This is a genomic window from Halogranum rubrum (assembly GCF_900114455.1).
In the GTDB taxonomy this organism is placed as follows: domain Archaea; phylum Halobacteriota; class Halobacteria; order Halobacteriales; family Haloferacaceae; genus Halogranum; species Halogranum rubrum.
In genome coordinates this window covers 1,131,154-1,149,324 of record NZ_FOTC01000001.1, presented here as the reverse complement: position 1 = coordinate 1,149,324, position 18,171 = coordinate 1,131,154, and the positions used below count along the sequence as shown (strand labels likewise).

Annotated in this window: 19 protein-coding genes and 1 tRNA gene; 13 read left to right on the top strand and 7 right to left on the bottom strand. The window is 62.7% G+C overall.

Features of this window, described 5'->3' with window-relative positions:
• Nucleotides 1-16: 16 nt before the first annotated feature.
• The 5 genes from BM083_RS05575 (at nt 17) to BM083_RS05555 (ending at nt 4,215) form a co-directional block, all read left to right on the top strand.
• Nucleotides 17-1,255, top strand: a complete 1,239-nt coding sequence (locus BM083_RS05575) for an NAD(P)/FAD-dependent oxidoreductase (RefSeq protein WP_089866855.1) — start codon at nt 17-19, stop codon at nt 1,253-1,255.
• A gap of 112 nt (nt 1,256-1,367) precedes the next feature.
• Complete coding sequence (locus BM083_RS05570) at nt 1,368-1,580, top strand: DUF7979 domain-containing protein (RefSeq protein WP_089866852.1); 213 nt, start codon at nt 1,368-1,370, stop codon at nt 1,578-1,580.
• A 113-nt stretch (nt 1,581-1,693) separates the two neighbouring features.
• Nucleotides 1,694-2,107: a DUF7124 domain-containing protein gene (locus BM083_RS05565; RefSeq protein WP_089866847.1), complete on the top strand. Its 414-nt coding sequence runs from the start codon at nt 1,694-1,696 to the stop codon at nt 2,105-2,107.
• Nucleotides 2,108-2,181: 74 nt separating this feature from the next.
• Entirely contained in the window at nt 2,182-3,108 is a 927-nt protein-coding gene (gene mptA, locus BM083_RS05560) for a GTP cyclohydrolase MptA (RefSeq protein ID WP_049893940.1), read from the top strand.
• A 210-nt stretch (nt 3,109-3,318) separates the two neighbouring features.
• Nucleotides 3,319-4,215 (top strand): universal stress protein, encoded by an 897-nt coding sequence (locus tag BM083_RS05555; RefSeq protein WP_089866844.1) that lies wholly within the window; start codon nt 3,319-3,321, stop codon nt 4,213-4,215.
• A 125-nt stretch (nt 4,216-4,340) separates the two neighbouring features.
• Here the strand turns inward: BM083_RS05555 and BM083_RS05550 are convergent, their stop codons facing one another.
• The 5 genes from BM083_RS05550 to BM083_RS05535 form a co-directional block, all read right to left on the bottom strand.
• Nucleotides 4,341-5,144 (bottom strand): TrmB family transcriptional regulator, encoded by an 804-nt coding sequence (locus BM083_RS05550; RefSeq protein ID WP_009375476.1) that lies wholly within the window; start codon nt 5,142-5,144, stop codon nt 4,341-4,343.
• 82 nt (nt 5,145-5,226) lie between these two features.
• Entirely contained in the window at nt 5,227-6,930 is a 1,704-nt protein-coding gene (locus BM083_RS05545) for a DUF255 domain-containing protein (protein WP_281244169.1), read from the bottom strand.
• A gap of 16 nt (nt 6,931-6,946) precedes the next feature.
• Nucleotides 6,947-7,834: a hypothetical protein gene (locus BM083_RS05540; protein WP_342707933.1), complete on the bottom strand. Its 888-nt coding sequence runs from the start codon at nt 7,832-7,834 to the stop codon at nt 6,947-6,949.
• 78 nt (nt 7,835-7,912) lie between these two features.
• Nucleotides 7,913-8,152 carry a DUF6498-containing protein gene (locus BM083_RS24060; RefSeq protein ID WP_342707932.1) on the bottom strand — a complete coding sequence of 80 codons (240 nt, stop codon included), beginning with the start codon at nt 8,150-8,152 and terminating at the stop codon, nt 7,913-7,915.
• Between the two features lie 119 nt (nt 8,153-8,271).
• Nucleotides 8,272-8,625, bottom strand: a complete 354-nt coding sequence (locus tag BM083_RS05535; protein WP_089866838.1) for a hypothetical protein — start codon at nt 8,623-8,625, stop codon at nt 8,272-8,274.
• A 133-nt stretch (nt 8,626-8,758) separates the two neighbouring features.
• Here BM083_RS05535 and BM083_RS05530 point away from each other — a divergent pair, with 133 nt between their 5' ends.
• From BM083_RS05530 to carB, 4 genes are all read left to right on the top strand, one after another.
• Nucleotides 8,759-9,292 carry a DUF5815 family protein gene (locus BM083_RS05530; protein WP_089866834.1) on the top strand — a complete coding sequence of 178 codons (534 nt, stop codon included), beginning with the start codon at nt 8,759-8,761 and terminating at the stop codon, nt 9,290-9,292.
• A gap of 103 nt (nt 9,293-9,395) precedes the next feature.
• Nucleotides 9,396-9,701: a DUF7130 family rubredoxin-like protein gene (locus BM083_RS05525; protein ID WP_089866832.1), complete on the top strand. Its 306-nt coding sequence runs from the start codon at nt 9,396-9,398 to the stop codon at nt 9,699-9,701.
• Between the two features lie 4 nt (nt 9,702-9,705).
• The gene (locus BM083_RS05520) at nt 9,706-10,482 is read left to right on the top strand and encodes a GNAT family N-acetyltransferase (protein WP_177197548.1); all 777 of its coding nucleotides are present in this window, start codon (nt 9,706-9,708) and stop codon (nt 10,480-10,482) included.
• Between the two features lie 534 nt (nt 10,483-11,016).
• Nucleotides 11,017-14,250, top strand: a complete 3,234-nt coding sequence (gene carB / locus BM083_RS05515; protein WP_089866825.1) for a carbamoyl-phosphate synthase large subunit — start codon at nt 11,017-11,019, stop codon at nt 14,248-14,250.
• Nucleotides 14,251-14,365: 115 nt separating this feature from the next.
• Here carB and BM083_RS05510 read toward each other — a convergent pair whose 3' ends face one another.
• Nucleotides 14,366-15,187 carry an NAD(+)/NADH kinase gene (locus tag BM083_RS05510; protein ID WP_089866821.1) on the bottom strand — a complete coding sequence of 274 codons (822 nt, stop codon included), beginning with the start codon at nt 15,185-15,187 and terminating at the stop codon, nt 14,366-14,368.
• Between the two features lie 136 nt (nt 15,188-15,323).
• Here BM083_RS05510 and BM083_RS05505 point away from each other — a divergent pair, with 136 nt between their 5' ends.
• From BM083_RS05505 to BM083_RS05490, 4 genes are all read left to right on the top strand, one after another.
• Complete coding sequence (locus tag BM083_RS05505; protein ID WP_089868387.1) at nt 15,324-16,484, top strand: KaiC domain-containing protein; 1,161 nt, start codon at nt 15,324-15,326, stop codon at nt 16,482-16,484.
• A 103-nt stretch (nt 16,485-16,587) separates the two neighbouring features.
• Nucleotides 16,588-17,070 (top strand): FxsA family protein, encoded by a 483-nt coding sequence (locus BM083_RS05500; protein WP_049893999.1) that lies wholly within the window; start codon nt 16,588-16,590, stop codon nt 17,068-17,070.
• Nucleotides 17,071-17,267: 197 nt separating this feature from the next.
• Nucleotides 17,268-17,341: transfer RNA gene (locus tag BM083_RS05495), tRNA-Ile, on the top strand.
• 187 nt (nt 17,342-17,528) lie between these two features.
• Nucleotides 17,529-17,711, top strand: a complete 183-nt coding sequence (locus tag BM083_RS05490) for a PD-(D/E)XK family putative nuclease (protein WP_089866818.1) — start codon at nt 17,529-17,531, stop codon at nt 17,709-17,711.
• A gap of 64 nt (nt 17,712-17,775) precedes the next feature.
• Here the strand turns inward: BM083_RS05490 and BM083_RS23165 are convergent, their stop codons facing one another.
• Nucleotides 17,776-17,946, bottom strand: coding sequence for a hypothetical protein (locus BM083_RS23165; RefSeq protein WP_177197547.1), 171 nt, complete (start codon nt 17,944-17,946; stop codon nt 17,776-17,778).
• Between the last annotated feature and the right edge of the window lie 225 nt (nt 17,947-18,171).

The following is an 18,171-nucleotide window of genomic DNA, read 5'->3' as shown; positions in this document are numbered from 1 at the left end:
TACAAACCCCCTGCACATGACAGAGTCGTATGTGATCATCGGCGACGGAATCGCAGGGAGTTCCGCCGCTGAGACCCTCCGAGAGGAGGCACCCGACGCCGACATCACCGTCATCACCGACGAGGGGGAAGCCCTCTACAATCGGATTCTCATCAAGGAGTTCGCCAAAGGCAAACTCCCCGAAGCGCCAATCTCCATCCACGACGAGTCGTGGTACGACGAGCGCGACGTGGAACTGCGCTTGAACACGCACGTCAAGAACCTCGACCCCGACGCGCACACCCTCGAAACCCACGAGGAGGAGGTCATCGACTACGACAAACTGCTCGTCGCCACGGGTGGCACGCCGACCCAACTGCCCGTCGACAACAGTGACGCCGAGGGCATCCACCACTTCTGGACGTTCCAGGACGCCCGTCGCATCAAAGAGAGCGCCGAATCCGGCGAGAAAGCCGTCATCGTCGGTGCCGGACTGCTCGGTATCGACCTCGCGGCCATCTCCGGCGCACAGGACATCGAGGCGAAGTACCTGATGCGCGGTGACGCCTGGTGGCGCTACGCACTCTCCGTCGAGGGTGCCGAGATCATGCACAACGCGATGCGCGACATCGGCGTCGAACCAGTCTTCGGCAGCGGTGTCGACCACTTCGAGACGGACGACGACGGCCACGTGACGGCCGCCGTCGACCCGAACGGTGACCGCTTCGAGTGTGACTGGGCGGGCGTCGCCATCGGCCTGAACTTCAACACCGAGATTCTGCAGGGCACCAGCGTGAAGCAGGACGGCGGCGTCGTCGTCGACCAGCATATGCAGTCGAGTGTCGACGACATCTACGCGGCCGGCGACCTCACGCGGTTCTACGACACCATCCTCGGCGAGTACGGGCAGAACGGGTCGTGGGGCAGTGCGAAAGAGCAGGGAACCATCGCCGCGAAGAACATGGTCGACCCCGAGTCCGCGGAGTTCCGCTGGGTCTCCTCGTACTCCATCACCCACTTCGACTTCCCGTTCCTCTCCTTCGGCCACCCGACCATCGGCGACGACGAAGTCGAGAAGAAGTACTCCGACACCGAGTACCGCCGCCTCGCACTGAAGGACGGCAAAATCGTCGGCGGCGTCCTCATCGGCGACCTCGCGCCGCAGAGCGCGTACAAGCGTCTGATGAAAGAAGAGCGCGTCGTCGGCGACCAGAAAGAGGTCCTGATGCAGAAGAAGTTCGACCCCGACGACCTCGCGCCGACCCAAGAGCAGTAATCCGAACTCGTCTCTCAGTTCTCGTTTGCTCTCTCCGGGACGTGATCCGTTTTCCTGCACATGACTAGTGATGAGAGTAACATTTATCACGTAACGTGGTTATTGATATCGTATGTCACAGTCCGTCGCACCACTCGAACGGTCACTGTCACGCGTAGACCGAGTCCACCCATCAGCACGCGTCAGACACTTCGACCAGTTGAGTGAGTCGGCACAGGAGTACGTCATCGCTTGGGCGAGCGACGACGCCGTTCCGAACGTGCTCCCGGAGGACCTCCGAGCGGACGACGTCGTCGTCTTCACCGACTACCTCCACGTCGCCTGAATCGTCTCTTTCGTAGCTAAGTCTGTCACCACGAGCGGTTCGCTCGCTCCGTCGGAGAGAGGCGTCGAGAGACGACCGAAGCCGTTTTGCGCCGCCCGACGTGACTGTAGGATATGGACAACAGTGGGACGATGACGCTCGCGTTCGAGTTGGAGGCGCTGAAAGACGTCGCCGACCCGAACGCCGTCTTCGAGGACGCCCGACAGTGGACGAAGTACGTGGGTGTCGTCAGTGAGAAGCCGACCTACGTCGTCACCAACTTCACACGCAAAGAGCGCATCCGTCAGGACTTCTTCTCCGGCCCGCGCGGCGTCGAAGAGAGTCTAGAGAACGTGAAACGACAGTTCGACACCGACCGTCACGTGTTCGTCGGCACGAGCGACGAGGACAAAGCGACCGCCGAAGCCTGTGAGTGGGAGTTTCTCCACGTCGAGGACGCCGCCGAAGCTGCCGGATGGGAACTCGCCGGCGACAGCGCCGACGAGGAAGACCCCTTCGAGACCGAGACGCGCGACGACTGGCCCTGAGCCACTGAGACCCACTCTTTCTGGTGGTTCCGCTATCGAAAGCCCTAATCGACGAGACTCCTACTGACCCGATAATGAGTCACCAACTGCCCGACGTCCAGGCGACGAAGCCGGACGTAACCGTCGGGCTGAGTCAGGTCGGCGTCACTGGCGTCGAGAAACTCGTCAAAGTCGCCCGCGACGGCAAGCGCCCGCTCATCCTGATGGCGGAGTTCGAAGTGTTCGTCGACCTTCCGGGCGGCCGGAAGGGTATCGACATGAGTCGCAACATGCAGGTCATCGACGAGGTGCTCGAAGAGGCGGTCAGCGAACCTACCTACCGCGTCGAAGACCTCTGCGGACAGGCGGCAGAGCGCCTCCTCGCCAAACACGACTACACGACGACGGCGGAGGTCAAGATGACCGCCGAACTCATCATCCGCGAAGACACGCCTGCGAGCGAACTCCAGACCCAGAGTTCGGTCGACATCATCGCCAGCGCCACGGCGACAGAAGAGGGAACTCGCGAGGAGATCGGTGCAGAAGTCGTCGGCATGACCGTCTGTCCCTGCTCACAAGGGATGTCGGAGTCCCGCGCACGCGACGTGCTCGATGACCTCGACGTCGACAGAGAGACCGTCGACGAGTTCCTCGACAAGGTGCCGCAACCGGGCCACTCCCAGCGCGGCCACGCGACACTCACCATCACCAGCGACGGGTCGCCCGACGTCGACCTCATCGACCTCGTCGACGCCGCTCGCGACTCGATGAGCGCCCGTATCTACAACCTTGCCAAGCGCCCCGACGAGGACCACATGACCTACCACGCCCACGCGGACGCCAAGTTCGTCGAGGACTGCGTTCGCTCGTTGGCCGAGTCGGTCGTCGACCAGTTCGACCACCTCCCGGACAACGCCGTCGTCCACATGAAACAGTCGAACGACGAGTCGATCCACCAGCACAACGCACACGCCGAACGCGAAGTGACGATGGAGCAACTCCGCGCGGAACTCGGGCAGTAAACCGCGATAAACCGCGAGAAACCACGGTTTCGGTCCTCGTCGACTCGTACAGCCACGAGCGTTTCCACGTCTCGTCGACATCGACCACGTAGAGCGCACAGCCGAACGTCAGCTGGTTGTGTACGTACGAGACACGCTCTGATTGCGTCTCGTCCGGCGAAATGGCTCTACCAAACGGTAAAGAGATTCCTAGAGAAACAGCTATCCAGAATGTACGACCGTATCGTGATCGCCGTGGATGGGAGTACAGAAGCCAAGCGAGCAGCACGACGTGGCCTCCTACTCGCTCGTGTCTTTGGAGCGACCGTCGACGTTCTTTCCGTCGTCGATCAGAGTTCACTCTGGCTCACGAAAACCGCTGCCGAGAAAACCCAGTTACGAGAACGTAGGGAGACAACTCTAACGACAATCGAGGAGGTTGCGGCAGAACTTGACCAGCCGGTCACGACGAAGTTGGCCGAAGGTAAGCCCGCTGTCCAGATTAGCGAGTACGCGGCCGAACAAGACGCGGATCTGATCGTCGTCGGCAGACAGGGATTGACCGGGCTCGGTCGGCGTCTCCTGGGCGGTGTCACCGAGGACCTCCTCCATCGAAGTGACATCCCTGTCCTCGTCGTCCCGGACGGAGACGATACGGATGAGATGGAGGCCGACTATTCACGAGTTCTCATCACGACGGACGGAAGTGAGAACGCCGAGGCGGTGATTCCCCACGGGATAGCGGTGGCCCAGCGATACGGTTCGGAGGTTCACGTGTTGAACATCGTGGACCTGCAGGCTGCAGGCGGCGCCTTCGACGCTGGGGGCCTCGAAAAGGAGTTCCTCGAACGACTCGACGAGAGAGGGCGAGAAGCCGTCGAGAAGGTTGCAGACGAGGTCGAGGAATCCGCCCCAGATCTGACTGTGAAGACTGCCGTCGAGCGGACAGCGTCGTTCGAAGGGACCGCTGCCGGTATCCGTGAGTACGTCGAGGAAAACGAGGTAGACCTCGTCGTCATGGGTTCGCACGGCCGGTCGAATCTCAGACGTCAACTTCTCGGCAGCGTCGCTTCGACCGTGCTTCGGACCGTCGACGTCCCGGTCCTCGTGGTAACGCGATCTGGTTGACTCTGTCGTTGGGGATTCGAAACTGTCGACAGCGAGGCTGCTTGTCCGGATCTTCTCGTATAAGCGTTCTCACACGTAATCGTACTGGAGAGAGAACCTCCTCAAGCGGTCGTACTTCTACCGGGTCAAAGTGACAACACCTTGGCGTTCTCCCAGCGCGGGTCGAAGACCTGCCGGACGTCCGTCGCGAACTCCGGGTCCTTGAGGTCTATCATCGCGAACGTCTCGCCGGGGTCGAGCGGGTTCGGCACCTCGATGCAGACTTCGGTGTCGTCGATGAGGTTGAACGTCCCCGAGACGTTCTCCGTCGTCCGGACCTCGAACCGCGGATGGTCGACGAGGTGGTCGGTGTAACGCTCGCCGACACTCGGCGGAAGCGTCTCGACGAGTTCCGGCGACATGAGCAACATGACCTCGACACCGCGAGTGAGCGCCTGCTCCAGTTCCTCGGCGACGAGTTCGCCCACTTCACCCAAGTCGAACTGAACGGACGACGACCCGGCGACCATGACGATGTGACGGTCGGCCGCCGCGAGTCGCTCGAGCAGGAGGTCGAGCGTCTCGTCGGGGCCGACGGCGGCCGTCCAGAACTGCCCTTCGACGGGTTCTGTGGCGTCGAGTTCGTCGACCAACTCGTCGACGATACCCTCGTACTGGCGGGCCTTCTCCTCCAGTTCCTTGCGTTTGTCTTCGAGCAGTCTGTCGAGTGCGGTGTCGGGTTCGACGGCGACGTACTTCTTCGGCCTGCTCGCCGCTTGACTGCGGACGAGACTGTACTGTTCGAGCGTGTTGAGCACGTCGTAGATGCGGCCCATCGGTACGTCACTCGCACGCGACAACTCTTTCGCTGTTGTTGGTCCGGTTCGGAGGAGTGCCCGATACGCGCGGGCTTCGTACTCAGACAGTCCGAGGTCCCGAAGGTCAGCCATAGTCTCACATCGATTGCCACAGATAAAAACACATCGGACGTTTACACCGATGGTCAGTTGGTTCGTTCGCGTTTCTCTCCGCTCAGAGACGAGCGTGTTCGGCCACCGTCGCCATCAGTTCCTCCGGCGTCTCGGCGGCCCGCCGCTCGTCGCCGTCGAGCAAGTACGCCGTCCCCGACTCGTAGGCGTCGTCGACGTCGTCGGCGTCGGGAATGACGACTTTCTCGTGGTCGGCGATGCGGAGGGCGGCGCGGTGCAGGTCCGAGCCAACGTCGTCTGCGACGGCGACGACGAGTGGGTCGCGACAGAGTCGAGCGGCGACTCCGCCGTAACTCGCGACTTGGACGCCGATACGGTCGGCCGCGCCGGCGAACGCCGCGACGGACTCCCGAGCGACGTCACGGTACCGCTCGTCGTCGGTGAGAAGCGCGAGGTCGAGAAGCGCGTCGGCCATCTCGACGGTGCTGTCGATGGGACGAAGCGGTCTGTCGAGCATCCCCGGCCCCTCGCTCCGCCCGTCGCGGAACGACCCCTCGTCGAACAGTTCGTCGATGGCGACGTCGGCGACGGCACGGGCGACGTCGACACCCTCGCCGAGCACCTGTTCGGCGCGACAGAACGCCGCGACGACGCGAGCGTGGTCTTCGAGCAGGAGCGACTCGCCGACGTCGTCGCCGGCGACGTAGTGCGTGACGACACCCTCGCGTTCTCGGCCCACGAGGTCCGTCTGGAGGCTGTCGAGGATACGCTCTGCGTACTCTCGGGCGTGGTCGTCGTCGGTGTAGGCGTGGTAGGTCAGCAGTGCCTCGGCGGCGAGAGCGTTCCCGCCGGCGAAGACCGTCAGGTCGGTCCGAGGGCGTCGTTCTTCCATCCGCTCCTCGGCGTCGAGCAGGTAGTAGTCGCGGCCCTCGGCGGGTCCCTGACTGCCGCCGACAGCGAGACCGGTCCAGAGGTCGTCGGTGAGGTAGTCGATAGTCTCGGCCGCTGGCTCTCGATACATCTCGTCGCCGGTGTAGAGGTAGGCGTTGGCGAAGGCGCGGACCAACGCGGCGTTGGTGTCGAGGAGTTTTTCGTGGTTGACGTCGCTCCAATCGCGGTTGGCCGCGTAGCGGAAGAACCCGCCAGCGACGTCGTCGAGCAGGTGGTCGCGGACGGCGTCGAGCGACCGGAGCGCTTGGTCGCGTTCGCGTTTCAGCGCGAACTCGACGGTTCGCGGCATCGGAAACTTCGCGTCGCTTCCCCACCCGGCGAACTGCGGGTCGTACTTCTCGCCCAGTTGCCCCGCGAGATGTTCCTCGATGGCGGGCGTGACCTCTCCGGCGGGCGTCGGGTTCCCGGCGAGCGCGCGCGGAACGCGGCCCGCTTCCGAGCCTTTCGCGTCCCACATCTCCCGAACCCGGTCGAGCACCTGTCGCATCCCGTCGGGGCCGAGATACATCGCGCCCGTGAGCAGTTTCCCCTCGGGTGTGAGAAACGCCGTCGTCGGGAATCCGCCCATGTTGTAGCGTTCGCGCACGCGAGGGTGTCTGTCGACGTCGACGCGAACCGGCACGAACCCGTCGTTGACGTTGGCGGCGATGCGCGGTTCGGCGTACGTCTCGGTGTCCATCTCGTGGCAACTGGCACACCACGTCGCCGACAGCGAGAGGAGGACCGGTTTGTTCGACTCCTGCGCCTCGTCGAAGGCTTCCTGTCCCCACTCGCGCCACTCGACGTGCGTCTGGTCGTCCATGTAGGAGAGTGGGGAGCGGTGTCGGGTAAGGGCTTCGAGGTGTGGTCTCTGTATCTGGCTCTATATGCTGTCAGGGATAGCCGAGCACGTGGGCGACGGCGCGCGATGAGAGGTGTGGCAGTCTGCGTGTTCGGTCGTCGACGTCGACGAGCAGCGTCTCCGTCCCGAATAATCGGTCGGTCACCGTCCGCGTGCGCTCTGCGCTCGCGAGTCGCTCACGGGAGAGTCGCCACTGTGGGCCGAGCAAGCGGTCGTAGCCGACCGCGTCCCCGGCGATTCGATACTCCATACACAGATACCGATACAGGCGGTCGAAGACGCCGAACACGGCGAACGTGCCGAACAGTATCGCCGTTGGAACGAAGAAGACGGACGGCGTGCCGCCGGAATTCGTGACGGCGAGGAGTCCGAGGAGCACCAGTGGCGTCGCCACCAACAGGGCGGCCGGTGACCGAACACCACGGAGTAGACCATCCACGAGGAGTGCCGACCGCTTGGGGCGGACAGTCTCTGGAGAGTCGTCGAACGTTGTGTCGATTGGCTCCCAGTGAGAACTCTCGGTGGCGAGTCCAAAGTCGGCAGATGTGCGTTCGTCGAACGACTCCAGTCGCTCACGGTAGACGTCGACGACGTCTGCGAGAAACTTCACCGTGAACACTGCGACCAAGACGAGCGGTCCGGGCGCACCGGCGAGTACGAACCCGCCGCCGACGAACAACGCAGAACCGATGCCCGCCACGGCGACGAGGGCCGACCGAAGTGGTTCCTGAGCCGATACCGACTCGTACTCTCTGTCGACGAAGTAGCTCCCCGCCTCGACGGCCCGTCCGACCGTCACGGCGACGATTCCCAGTCCGGCCGATACCGATGCAGAGTCGCTCATACCCGCCTCTGTGGCCGCACCGACACCGCCGACGCCGACAGCACCGAACACGACCCACCCGAGACCACCAATCACGATGGCCAACACGATCGCTGGGAGGTTCGCCGGTTGAATAGACAGCGGGAAGCCCGGAACCGAGAACCGACCGCGCTTCTACGACAGCGCCCCAACGACCAACCACGAGAACCCGTCGGCGTCGTAGCCGGGCCGTTTCTCCGCGAACAGTCCTTCGAGTGCGGCGAACCCGAGGCACGCCCCGAGTTCGACCCAGTACACGACCAACAGCGCCGACAGTGACCAGCCGAGAACCACGACACCACCGAGCGGTGTCGCGTTGAGCGCCGCGAGTGCTATCAGCTTCAACCGTCGTTTCTCACCGGAACTGAACTGCATGGGGACGTCTCTGGATGTCGTCTCGTGACAATTAGATAGTGTGATTTGCATCGAATGTACAGAGGGAGAACTCGACACCGCGGCCTTGAGGGAGAGCACCGGCGAGACTGGTTCTGGTGTCAATCGGTCACGGCGACGAACATACCGTAGACGACGACACCCGCGCCGAGAAGCACACCCCAGCCGAGTTTGTTGATAATCGTCGAGGCGAGGACGCTCCCCGTGCCGAGTCCGACACCGACAGCGACCCAGAAGAGACCGGTCGTCCGGGCGGTAGCGCTGTCGAGCCACCTGGCTATCTGAGGTTGAAGTAAGTCTCCGACGCCCCACACGCCGAGAACGAGGCTCACCACGACGCCACGCACGTACGGCGGTTCCACGTGGAGTAGGAACACCGTCGCCGAGAACAGTGCGACGACGAGACAGAGTATCGCCCGTGGCCGTCGGTACTGTCGGTCGTCTCCGTCCGTCATCGAGAGATGGTGAACGGGACACGAGCGTGCGTCAAACGCCTTACTATTTCGAGCGTCGAAGAACCTCGACTGCAACCCTCTTCCCAAGCCCGAGAGCGCGACGTTTAAACGACCCAATCGACAAAGACCCTCCATGGCAGAACCGCGTGTGCCGGGCGGGGGCGGCGACGTACTCGAACTCCCCTGTGGCGAGGAGAAACGGATTCGTGACCTCGACATGGGGATGCGTGAGTTCGATTGCGCGTGTGGTGAGAGCCACGCCGTCGTCATGGACATCCACCCCCCGGACCGCTTCATCCCGGAGTTCCTCGTCGAGGTGTTGCGAGAGGCTATCGAGACAACGAGCGAGGAGATGCCCGAGTTCGACACGCCGCACATGCTCGGCATCGTCCTCGAAGAGTTTCCCCAACAGGTCGTCTCCGAAGACGTCACCGAAGACCACGACGTCGGCTACTCGATGGTGTGGGTGACGGAGTTCGACTCTCGAAGGCTCCACGAGATTATCGTCGAACTCATCGTCGAGTTGATGGAACACGCCGTCAGTCACTCCGAGGACCCGAACGCGACGGCGGAGTTCGAATCGCAGATGCTCGACTTCGACGTCCAAGAGTTCGTCGACCAGTACCGCGACCAGCGCGACTTGAGCGCCGACGACGTCTACGTCTGAGTTGCTCTTCTGTACGTTACGTGCCTTCGTCCGTTCCGTGTCCCTCCGCTCGTGAATCTGAGTGGCCACCACAGTGAACCGTCTGGTAGGCGAAGCTAGTTCGATGACAGACGAGACTACCTCCGATACCGAGCAAAGTCCGGTAGAACCGGGAACGGTCGTCTACGATGACGACGGTGACGAACTGGGTATCGTCACCGAGACGACGGACGACGGGTTCGAAGTGTCGATTCAGGAGGAGAGCCTCGACTCCACCGAGCAGGAACACAATCCCGGACAGGAGTTCGGAGAGGGGTACATCATGTGGCGCTGCGACGAGTGCGGCGAGATGGGCGAACTGGAGGATGGACTCCCGGTGGAGTGTCCCAACTGCGGTGCCGAAGCGGTCCAGAAGTTGCAGGAGGACTGATTCGATGAGCGACACCCTCTCGGTCCGTTCGGCCGAGTCAGACGACGCCGAGCGAGTTCGAGAGATCGCCGAGAGTACGTTCACGCAAGCCTACGCGCTCAGTCCGCAGGACATCGAGACGATTCTCAGCGCGAAGTTCGACGTTGAGTCGCTCCGAACGCAGTTCGGAGAGGACGACGGAACGACGCTCGTCGCGGAGCAAGACGGAGTACTCGCGGGGTTCGCGACGACGAGTGCCGACGAGGGAACGATTCGCTGGCTCCACGTCGACCCGGAGCGTCGCGGCGTCGGCGTCGGGACGACGCTGTTCGAGCAGGCCGTCGAGGAACTCGAAGCCGAAGGAGTCGAAGACGTTCGCGGCGTCGTCCTCTCGTCGAACACTGCCGCCGGAGCGTTCTTCGAGCGGTTCGGCTACGGACAGACGGATGAGTGGCAGACCGATATCGGTGGCCTCGAAGTCGTCGAGTACGCGTTCGCCGAGAGTTCCGACGTGGAGTCGGGAGACGACGCGAGAGACACCGAACACACCGACTCCGACTGGCCGGACACCACAACGACCGACGACGGACAGACGGTCCATCTCGACGACGACGTGTTACAGGGGACCGAGGGCGCGTTCGTCGCGGCCTACACCGACGAGAACCGTACCGAGGAGTATGGGTACTACTGCACGAACTGCGGGTCGACGGACGTCTCGATGGACAGCATGGAACGACTCGAGTGTGAAAACTGTGGGAACGTCCGACGACCGGACGACGACTACGACGAGTCGTACCTGTAGCGGTCCACCGCTACGCCTGTCTCGTGGACTACGCCCGCCAGAGGGGTCGACGGTGCGAAACACCGACCGATTCGGTATCGAATACTCTTCTGAATGGCCGAAAGGGTGTAATATAGCTTGTGCTCGCCGTTCAGTGACCAACAGTTATTGTATCCCAGTTACAACTGCCGCACGGCTTTGAAAACCCCTTGCCCGGAGGTTTTTGGAAGCCACCCGCGACGTGTCCCAGCACGTCGCGTTCTCATCCCTCGTGAGAGGTGACGTCCGATAGATTCCACGAGGTGGAAGATTGATAATTCCTCTGTCTTGGAGAGAACTGTAGTAAACAATCACCGTCGACTGTGGTCACTTCGGGTTCTGTTCTCCCGTGTCACGTAACGCCGAGACCGGGTCTCACGCTCGATAGACGGCGATATCTCGACTCCCTCACGTCGGTGACGGTTCTCACGAGCCAGATTTCGAAATTCGCAAAACTCCTTCGGACCTCGTAATCTTTCGCCGGGCTTATTACGATGTACGGATTTCTCCCCGATAATGACCGACGAGAACACCGCCGAGGGAAGCGAACCCACGTCTCAGTCAGCGGAGCAGAGAACCATCCTGCTCATCGGAAGTGGACCCATCCAAATCGGCCAAGCAGCGGAGTTCGACTACTCCGGTGCGCAGGCCTGCCGCGCACTCCAAGAGGAAGGGGCCCGAGTCGTTCTCGTCAACTCCAACCCCGCGACCATCATGACCGACCCGGAGATGGCCGACCGCGTCTACATCGAACCCATCACGACCGACGCCATCTCGGAGATCATCGAGAAAGAGCGCCCCGACGGCGTCATCGCCGGACTCGGCGGCCAGACCGGTCTGAACGTCACCGCCGAGTTGGCCGAAGAGGGCGTCCTCGAAGAGTTCGACGTCGAGATCATGGGCACGCCGCTCGACACCATCTACGCGACGGAGGACCGCGACCTCTTCCGCAAGCGCATGGAGAACATCGGCCAGCCCGTTCCCTCCTCGACGACCATCTCGCTCGACGAGGGCGAGTCGGTCGAGTCGATTACCGAGGAGAACCTCGTCGACCGCGTCGAGGACGCTGTCGACGCCGTCGGCGGACTGCCCGTCATCTCCCGGACCACCTACACACTCGGTGGGTCGGGGTCCGGTGTCGTCCACGAGATGGACGAACTCATCGAACGCGTGCGCAAGGGGCTTCGCCTCTCGCGTAACAGCGAGGTGCTCATCACCGAGTCCATCGCTGGCTGGGTCGAACTGGAGTACGAGGTGATGCGCGACGCCGACGACTCGTGTATCATCATCTGCAACATGGAGAACATCGACCCGATGGGCATCCACACCGGCGAGTCGACGGTCGTGACGCCCTCGCAGGTCATTCCCGACGACGGTCACCAGGAGATGCGCACGGCCGCACTCGACGTCATTCGTGAACTCGGGATTCAGGGTGGCTGTAACATCCAGTTCGCGTGGCACGACGACGGCACACCCGGCGGCGAGTACCGCGTCGTCGAAGTGAACCCGCGTGTCTCTCGCTCCTCTGCACTCGCGTCGAAGGCGACCGGCTACCCCATCGCCCGCGTGACGGCGAAAGTCGCTCTCGGCAAGCGCCTCCACGAGATTACGAACGAGATTACCGGCGAGACCACCGCGGCCTTCGAGCCAGCAATCGACTACGTCGTCACGAAGGTCCCACGGTGGCCGAAGGACAAGTTCGGCGACGTCGACTTCGAACTCGGCACGGCGATGAAGTCGACGGGTGAGGCGATGGCCATCGGCCGCACCTTCGAGGAGTCGCTGTTGAAGTCTCTCAGGTCCTCCGAGTACGACCCCGCCGCCGACTGGGCCGACGTCGACGACGAGGAGCTAGAAGAAGAGTATCTCGTCAAACCGACGCCCGACCGCCCGTACGCGATGTTCGAGGCGTTCGAGCGTGGCTACACCGTCGAAGAGGTCATCGACCTCACGGGCATCAAAGAGTGGTACGTCGAGCGCTTCAAGCGCGTCGCCGACGCGACAGTCGCGGCCGCCGCCGGGAACTTCACCGAGGCGGCGACCGCAGGTCGTACGAACGCAGAAATCGCCGCGGCGAGTGGAGCCTCCGTCACGGAAGTCGAAGAGCAAGTTCCCGGTCGCACGTACAAACAGGTCGACACCTGCGCCGGCGAGTTCGCCGCACAGACGCCGTACTACTACTCCTCGCGCAAACCAGAGTTCGTCACCGGCCCGTTCAAAGGCGAGTCCGCCGGCGGCGAACTCCGCGTCAACCGCGACATCGACAGCATCGTCGTCGTCGGCGGCGGTCCAATCCGCATCGGACAGGGTGTCGAGTTCGACTACTGTTCGGTCCACGCCATCCGCGCGCTCCGCGAGATGGGTATCGAAGCCCACGTCGTCAACAACAACCCCGAGACCGTCTCGACGGACTACGACACCTCCGACGGCCTGTTCTTCGAACCCATCACGGCCGAGGAAGTCGCCGACGCCATCGAGGCGACCGGTGCAGACGGTGTGATGGTCCAGTTCGGCGGCCAAACGTCGGTGAACATCGGCGAACCGCTCGAAGCCGAACTCGACCGCCGCGGCCTCGACTGTGAGGTTCTCGGAACGACCGTCGAAGCGATGGACCTCGCAGAGGACAGAGACCGCTTCAACGCGCTGATGGACGATTTGGGCATCAAACAGCCGAAAGGCGGCACCGCGACGAGCGAAGAAGAGGCGCTCGAACTCGCCGGTGAACTCGGCTACCCGGTGCTCGTGCGTCCGTCGTACGTGCTCGGCGGCCGCGCGATGGAAGTCGTCTACGACGACAGCGACCTGAAGGAGTACATCGAGGAGGCCGTCCGCGTCTCGCCGGACAAACCCATCCTCGTCGACCAGTTCCTCGGCGGCGCGGTCGAACTCGACGTCGACGCCGTCTCCGACGGCGAGCGCATCCTCATCGGCGGCGTGATGGAACACGTCGAGAGCGCGGGGGTCCACTCCGGCGACTCGGCGTGTATGATTCCGCCGCGTTCGCTGGACGAGGAGACGCTCGGTCGCGTCCGCGAAGTCACGGAGGACATCGCCCGCGCACTCGACACGGTCGGACTGATGAACGTCCAACTCGCCGTCAAAGACGGTGAGGTCTACGTGCTGGAGGCGAACCCGCGCTCCTCGCGCACCGTCCCGTATGTCTCGAAGGCGACGGGCGTCCCCATCGCGAAACTCGCCGCGAAGGTGATGGCCGGGGCGACGCTGGACGAACTGGAGGCTCACGAACAGATTCCCGAACAGGTCAGCGTGAAGGAAGTCGTCCTGCCGTTCGACCGTCTGCCGGGTTCGGACCCGCGTCTCGGCCCGGAGATGAAGTCCACGGGCGAAGTGATGGGCACTGCCTCCTCCTTCGGCAAGGCTTACGAGAAGGCGCAGTCTGCGACGGGCAAGGCCATCCCGACGGGTGGCACGGCGGTCATCGACCTCTCGGCCGACGAGTTCCCGGCCCCCGACAGCGAGGAAGGGCAGGCGCTCGTCGATGGCTTCGGCGAGTTCTTCGACCTCGAATCGTTCGAGGACCTCGGCGACGCGATTCGCAAGGGCAAGGTCGACCTCGTCGTCTCGCGCAACCGCGACGCACTGGAAATCGCCGTCGAGGAGGACGTGACGTACTTCTCGACGCACGCCAGCGCCAAGGCCGCACTCGACGGCCTCCGCGCCCGCGACGAGCCAATCGACGTGCAGGCCATCTCGGACCGCCCGACGCGGAAAGCCGAGTGGGGAAAGTAACGGAAATGACGTAACTCTACGAACCGCCGCGACTGTCTCTTTCTCTCCGACTCACTCACCCGTAGCAGTGGGTGCGAACAGCGAGAAAACGGACCGACGGACAGCACGGCCGCTGTCAGTCGAGTTTGTTGAGCGCTTCGAAGAAGTCGGCTGCCGGACCGGCGAGACGGACCGGTGGGTCCGTCCGTCCGACGTGGACGTCGACCGGTGGTTCGACCTCGTGGGCGTTTCGCCCGTCGCTGACGACGACGGCCGAGTGCGCACCCGAGACGTTGACGACGACGTCGCTGTCCGGCGGGACGACGAGCGGTGGCATCCCACCGTCGGCGCACATCTCGGTGACGACGAGTCCGTCGACGCGGGGATGGACGAGCGGGCCACCCTCGCTGAGGTTGTACGCGGTCGACCCTGTCGGTGTCGCGACGAGGACGCCGTCGACGTGGCCGCTGGTGTACGGCGACCCGTCGACGCGGACTTCGACGTCGATGCCGCCGCCGCGACCACGACGCGGCCCTTGGACGACGACTTCGTTGACCGCGGGTTCGCCCGTCCAGTCGCCGACGCTGGCGGCGAGTCGCGGGACGTTGCGTGCGTGTGACGTGCCCTCTCGGAGCGCCTCCACCTCGGCCATCACGGCTTCGACGGCCGATTCGGGCGGAATCGCGTTGAGAAAGCCGACTTCACCGAGGTTGACACCGAGGACGGGTGTGTCGTGTGCGCCACGGGCGGCGTAGAGAAACGTGCCGTCGCCACCGATGCTCACGACGAGGTCACAGGTCGCGAAGGCGGTGACGTCGACACCGGTCGTATCGAGTGCGTGAGCGGTCTCGTCGTCGAATCGGACCGTGACGTCTGTCTCGTTCAGTCGCGACTGGAGGTCGGCCGCGAGGTTCGCTGCCCGGCGGTTGCCGCGCTGTGCGACGATGCCGACGTTCATGTCCGGCGGTTCTCGTCGGTTCGACAAAAGACCTCCGTACGGGCAACATTCATCATACCCGCCGCCGACCTATCGATGATGGCAGTTCGGACGGCTTCACACGAATCCCGCCCACCGAGAGAGAGTGGTGACTGCGATGACTGACGACGACTGGTTCGAGCGGGCGCTCCGTGAACTGGACGACGGCGACTCGAAGTCTGACGAAACGAGACCGGACGACGCGAAGCCGGACGAAACGGGGGAGAGAGGCGACGGTGACGCCGGAGAACGGTCGTCGAACACCGACCGGAGTGGCGCGTTCGTCCCCTCTGACCCGATACCGAGACCCGATTCGTCCGGAACGCCGGACTCGTCTGAGACTCCCGAAACAGCGGACACCGCGGACACCGTGGACACCGCGCCGGAAGACCCGTTCGCACAGGACTTCACGACCGCCTTCGAGAACGCTCCGGGACCATCCGGTATGGGCGGCAGTGCGACCGGATTCGGTGAGGGTGCTGGCTTCGGCGGCGGCGATACGGACGAGTTCGGGTTCGGTGAGTTCGGCGGAGAGAACAGTTTCAGTACGTCGTCGTTCGACGACGAAGCGTTCGAGTCCGACATCGAGCGAATCAAAATCGGAATCGACGGTCTCGACGAGATGATTCTCGGCGGCGTACCGAAGCGGTCGCTGCTCGTCGCCATCGGGAGTGCCGGAACCGGCAAGACGACGTTTGGTCTCCAGTTCCTCGAAGAGGCACTCTCGAACGACGAGAGCGCCGTCTACATCACGCTCGAAGAGAGTCAGGAGGCGATTCTCTCGACGGCCGAGGAGAAAGGTTGGCCGTTCAGACAGTACGTCGACGAGGACCGACTCGCCGTCGTCGCACTCGACCCCGTCGAGATGGCGAACAGCCTCGCGGGCATCCGAAACGACCTCCCGCGACTCATCGACGAGTTCGACGCCTCTCGACTCGTCCTCGACTCCGTGTCGCTTCTGGAGATGATGTACGATAGCCCCTCGAAGCGCCGAAGCGAAGTGTTCGACTTCACGCGGTCGCTGAAGGACGCGGGTGTGACGACGATGCTCACCTCCGAAGCGAGCGAAGACAACCCCTACGCCTCCCGACACGGCATCGTCGAGTATCTGACCGACGCGGTGTTCGTCCTCAAGTACGTCCGCCCCTCGGACTTTCGCGAGACACGCCTCGCCGTCGAGATTCAGAAGATTCGCGACGCGAATCACTCCCGTGAGACGAAACCCTACGAGATTACGGACGAAGGTATCAGCGTCTACCGACAGGCGAACATCTTCTGAATCGCCGAAACCGCCTCCGTTCGAGTTACTGTTCTGACAACTCATCTCGTCGAACCGTCCGTGCGACAAAAGGGCTATGAACACTCGCTGGAAACGGATGGACATGAAACCGCGCTACCTGATAGCGCTCTTGCTACTCATCCCGCTGGCGGACTCGCTGGCGCTCGTCGCACTAGCGCAGTTCGTCCTGGATTGGACACTCATCGTCGCACTGGTCGTCCTCACCGGTCTCGTGGGGATGCTTCTCGTCCGCGCCGAAGGCCGACACACGCTGCGGCGGTTCGAGCGCCGCCTCTCGATGGGTGAGGTGCCGACGAACGAAGTCCTCGACGGCGGCCTGCTCGTCGCCGCCGGCGCATTTCTGCTCACGCCCGGTCTCGTCACCGACGGTATCGGTTTCCTGCTCGCCGTGCCAGTCACGCGCTACCCCATCCGCGAAGTCCTGAAGCGCTTCGTCGTGAAGCCGTATCTGGACAAGCGCGCCGACGGGTTCGTCAGCGGCACCGTCTGGACGAGCGGATTCCCCGGCGGCGACGAGACGTACGACATGGACCCCGAATCGTACCGCTTCGAAGACGATAGCTGAGGCGAGCGGTCGACACTCGTTTTCCTCTGTTTCCGACGCCGAGAGTGGTGACGTCGAAGCGACATTTGGGCGAATCAGCACACCGTTTTGTGGCCTGCGAACACGACGCAGTCTGGCGAAAAATCGATAGACCCAACAGGCAGAGCAAAAGGGAATCTTTAAACATCAATCGCGGCAATGAGTAAATGCGCCAACCTGGGCCAATAGCTCAGTCAGGTTGAGCGCTCGGCTGATAACCGGGAGGTCCGCGGTTCAAATCCGCGTTGGCCCATCCAACATGCACTCGGCCCTTGGCCGAGTGCGGCTGGGGCCAGTTAACTCCCCAGCCACTCAATTTCCGCAGAATCACCAACCTCGAAGAGAGGTCTCTTTCGGTGATTCGAGTCGTTTAGTTACCGGCTAGTCGCTACGTCCGGCGATTCCTGTAGCCAGAAGTACCAGTACTCGACGCCGTATGCGTGTTCGCTCGCGGGACGGCGTGGGTCGTGTTCGTACTGTTCGACGAGGACCGAACGCTGACGGAGATGCGTCGGATGCGTCCCTCGACGTTGCTTCGATTAGTGAACGAACGCGGTGGCTGGCACAGGTCGGGTCGCGAGAAGGGGAAGCAGCACAAGCTACCGATAGAGAGTGTGTTCTAATTGCGCCGACAGGGAACTCAACTCTCCGGAACGTGACAGAAGCGGCGTGCTGAATAGAGAGCGTCTATTCAGCAATCTCTCCCTCAGCCTCGGAAGCAGTAATCGCGTAAATCATCAGACCAAGAACTGTGGTAATCGCAGCGCCAAACATACCGCCCAAAAGCAAGCCAGTCATCGAACTCGCGAGTATAACGAAGAAAAATATGAGCGGATGTGTTGCGTCTATATTGCCCATAATTCATAGTATCTCTCTGTCGTATTAACTCCTGAGGCAGAGCTTTTCCTGCAAGATATGCGCCCTGTATGCAGCACGACCTCAGCGAACTACCAGTGTCCAGTCAGAACCGTCGTGCGCCATACAGAGCGTGAGTCTATCAACGAACGAGTTGCTAGCAAACGCTATTGTAGTATCCACATGAATCTCAGTCATCACCAGCATGGACGGGCGTGAGCTATCCGA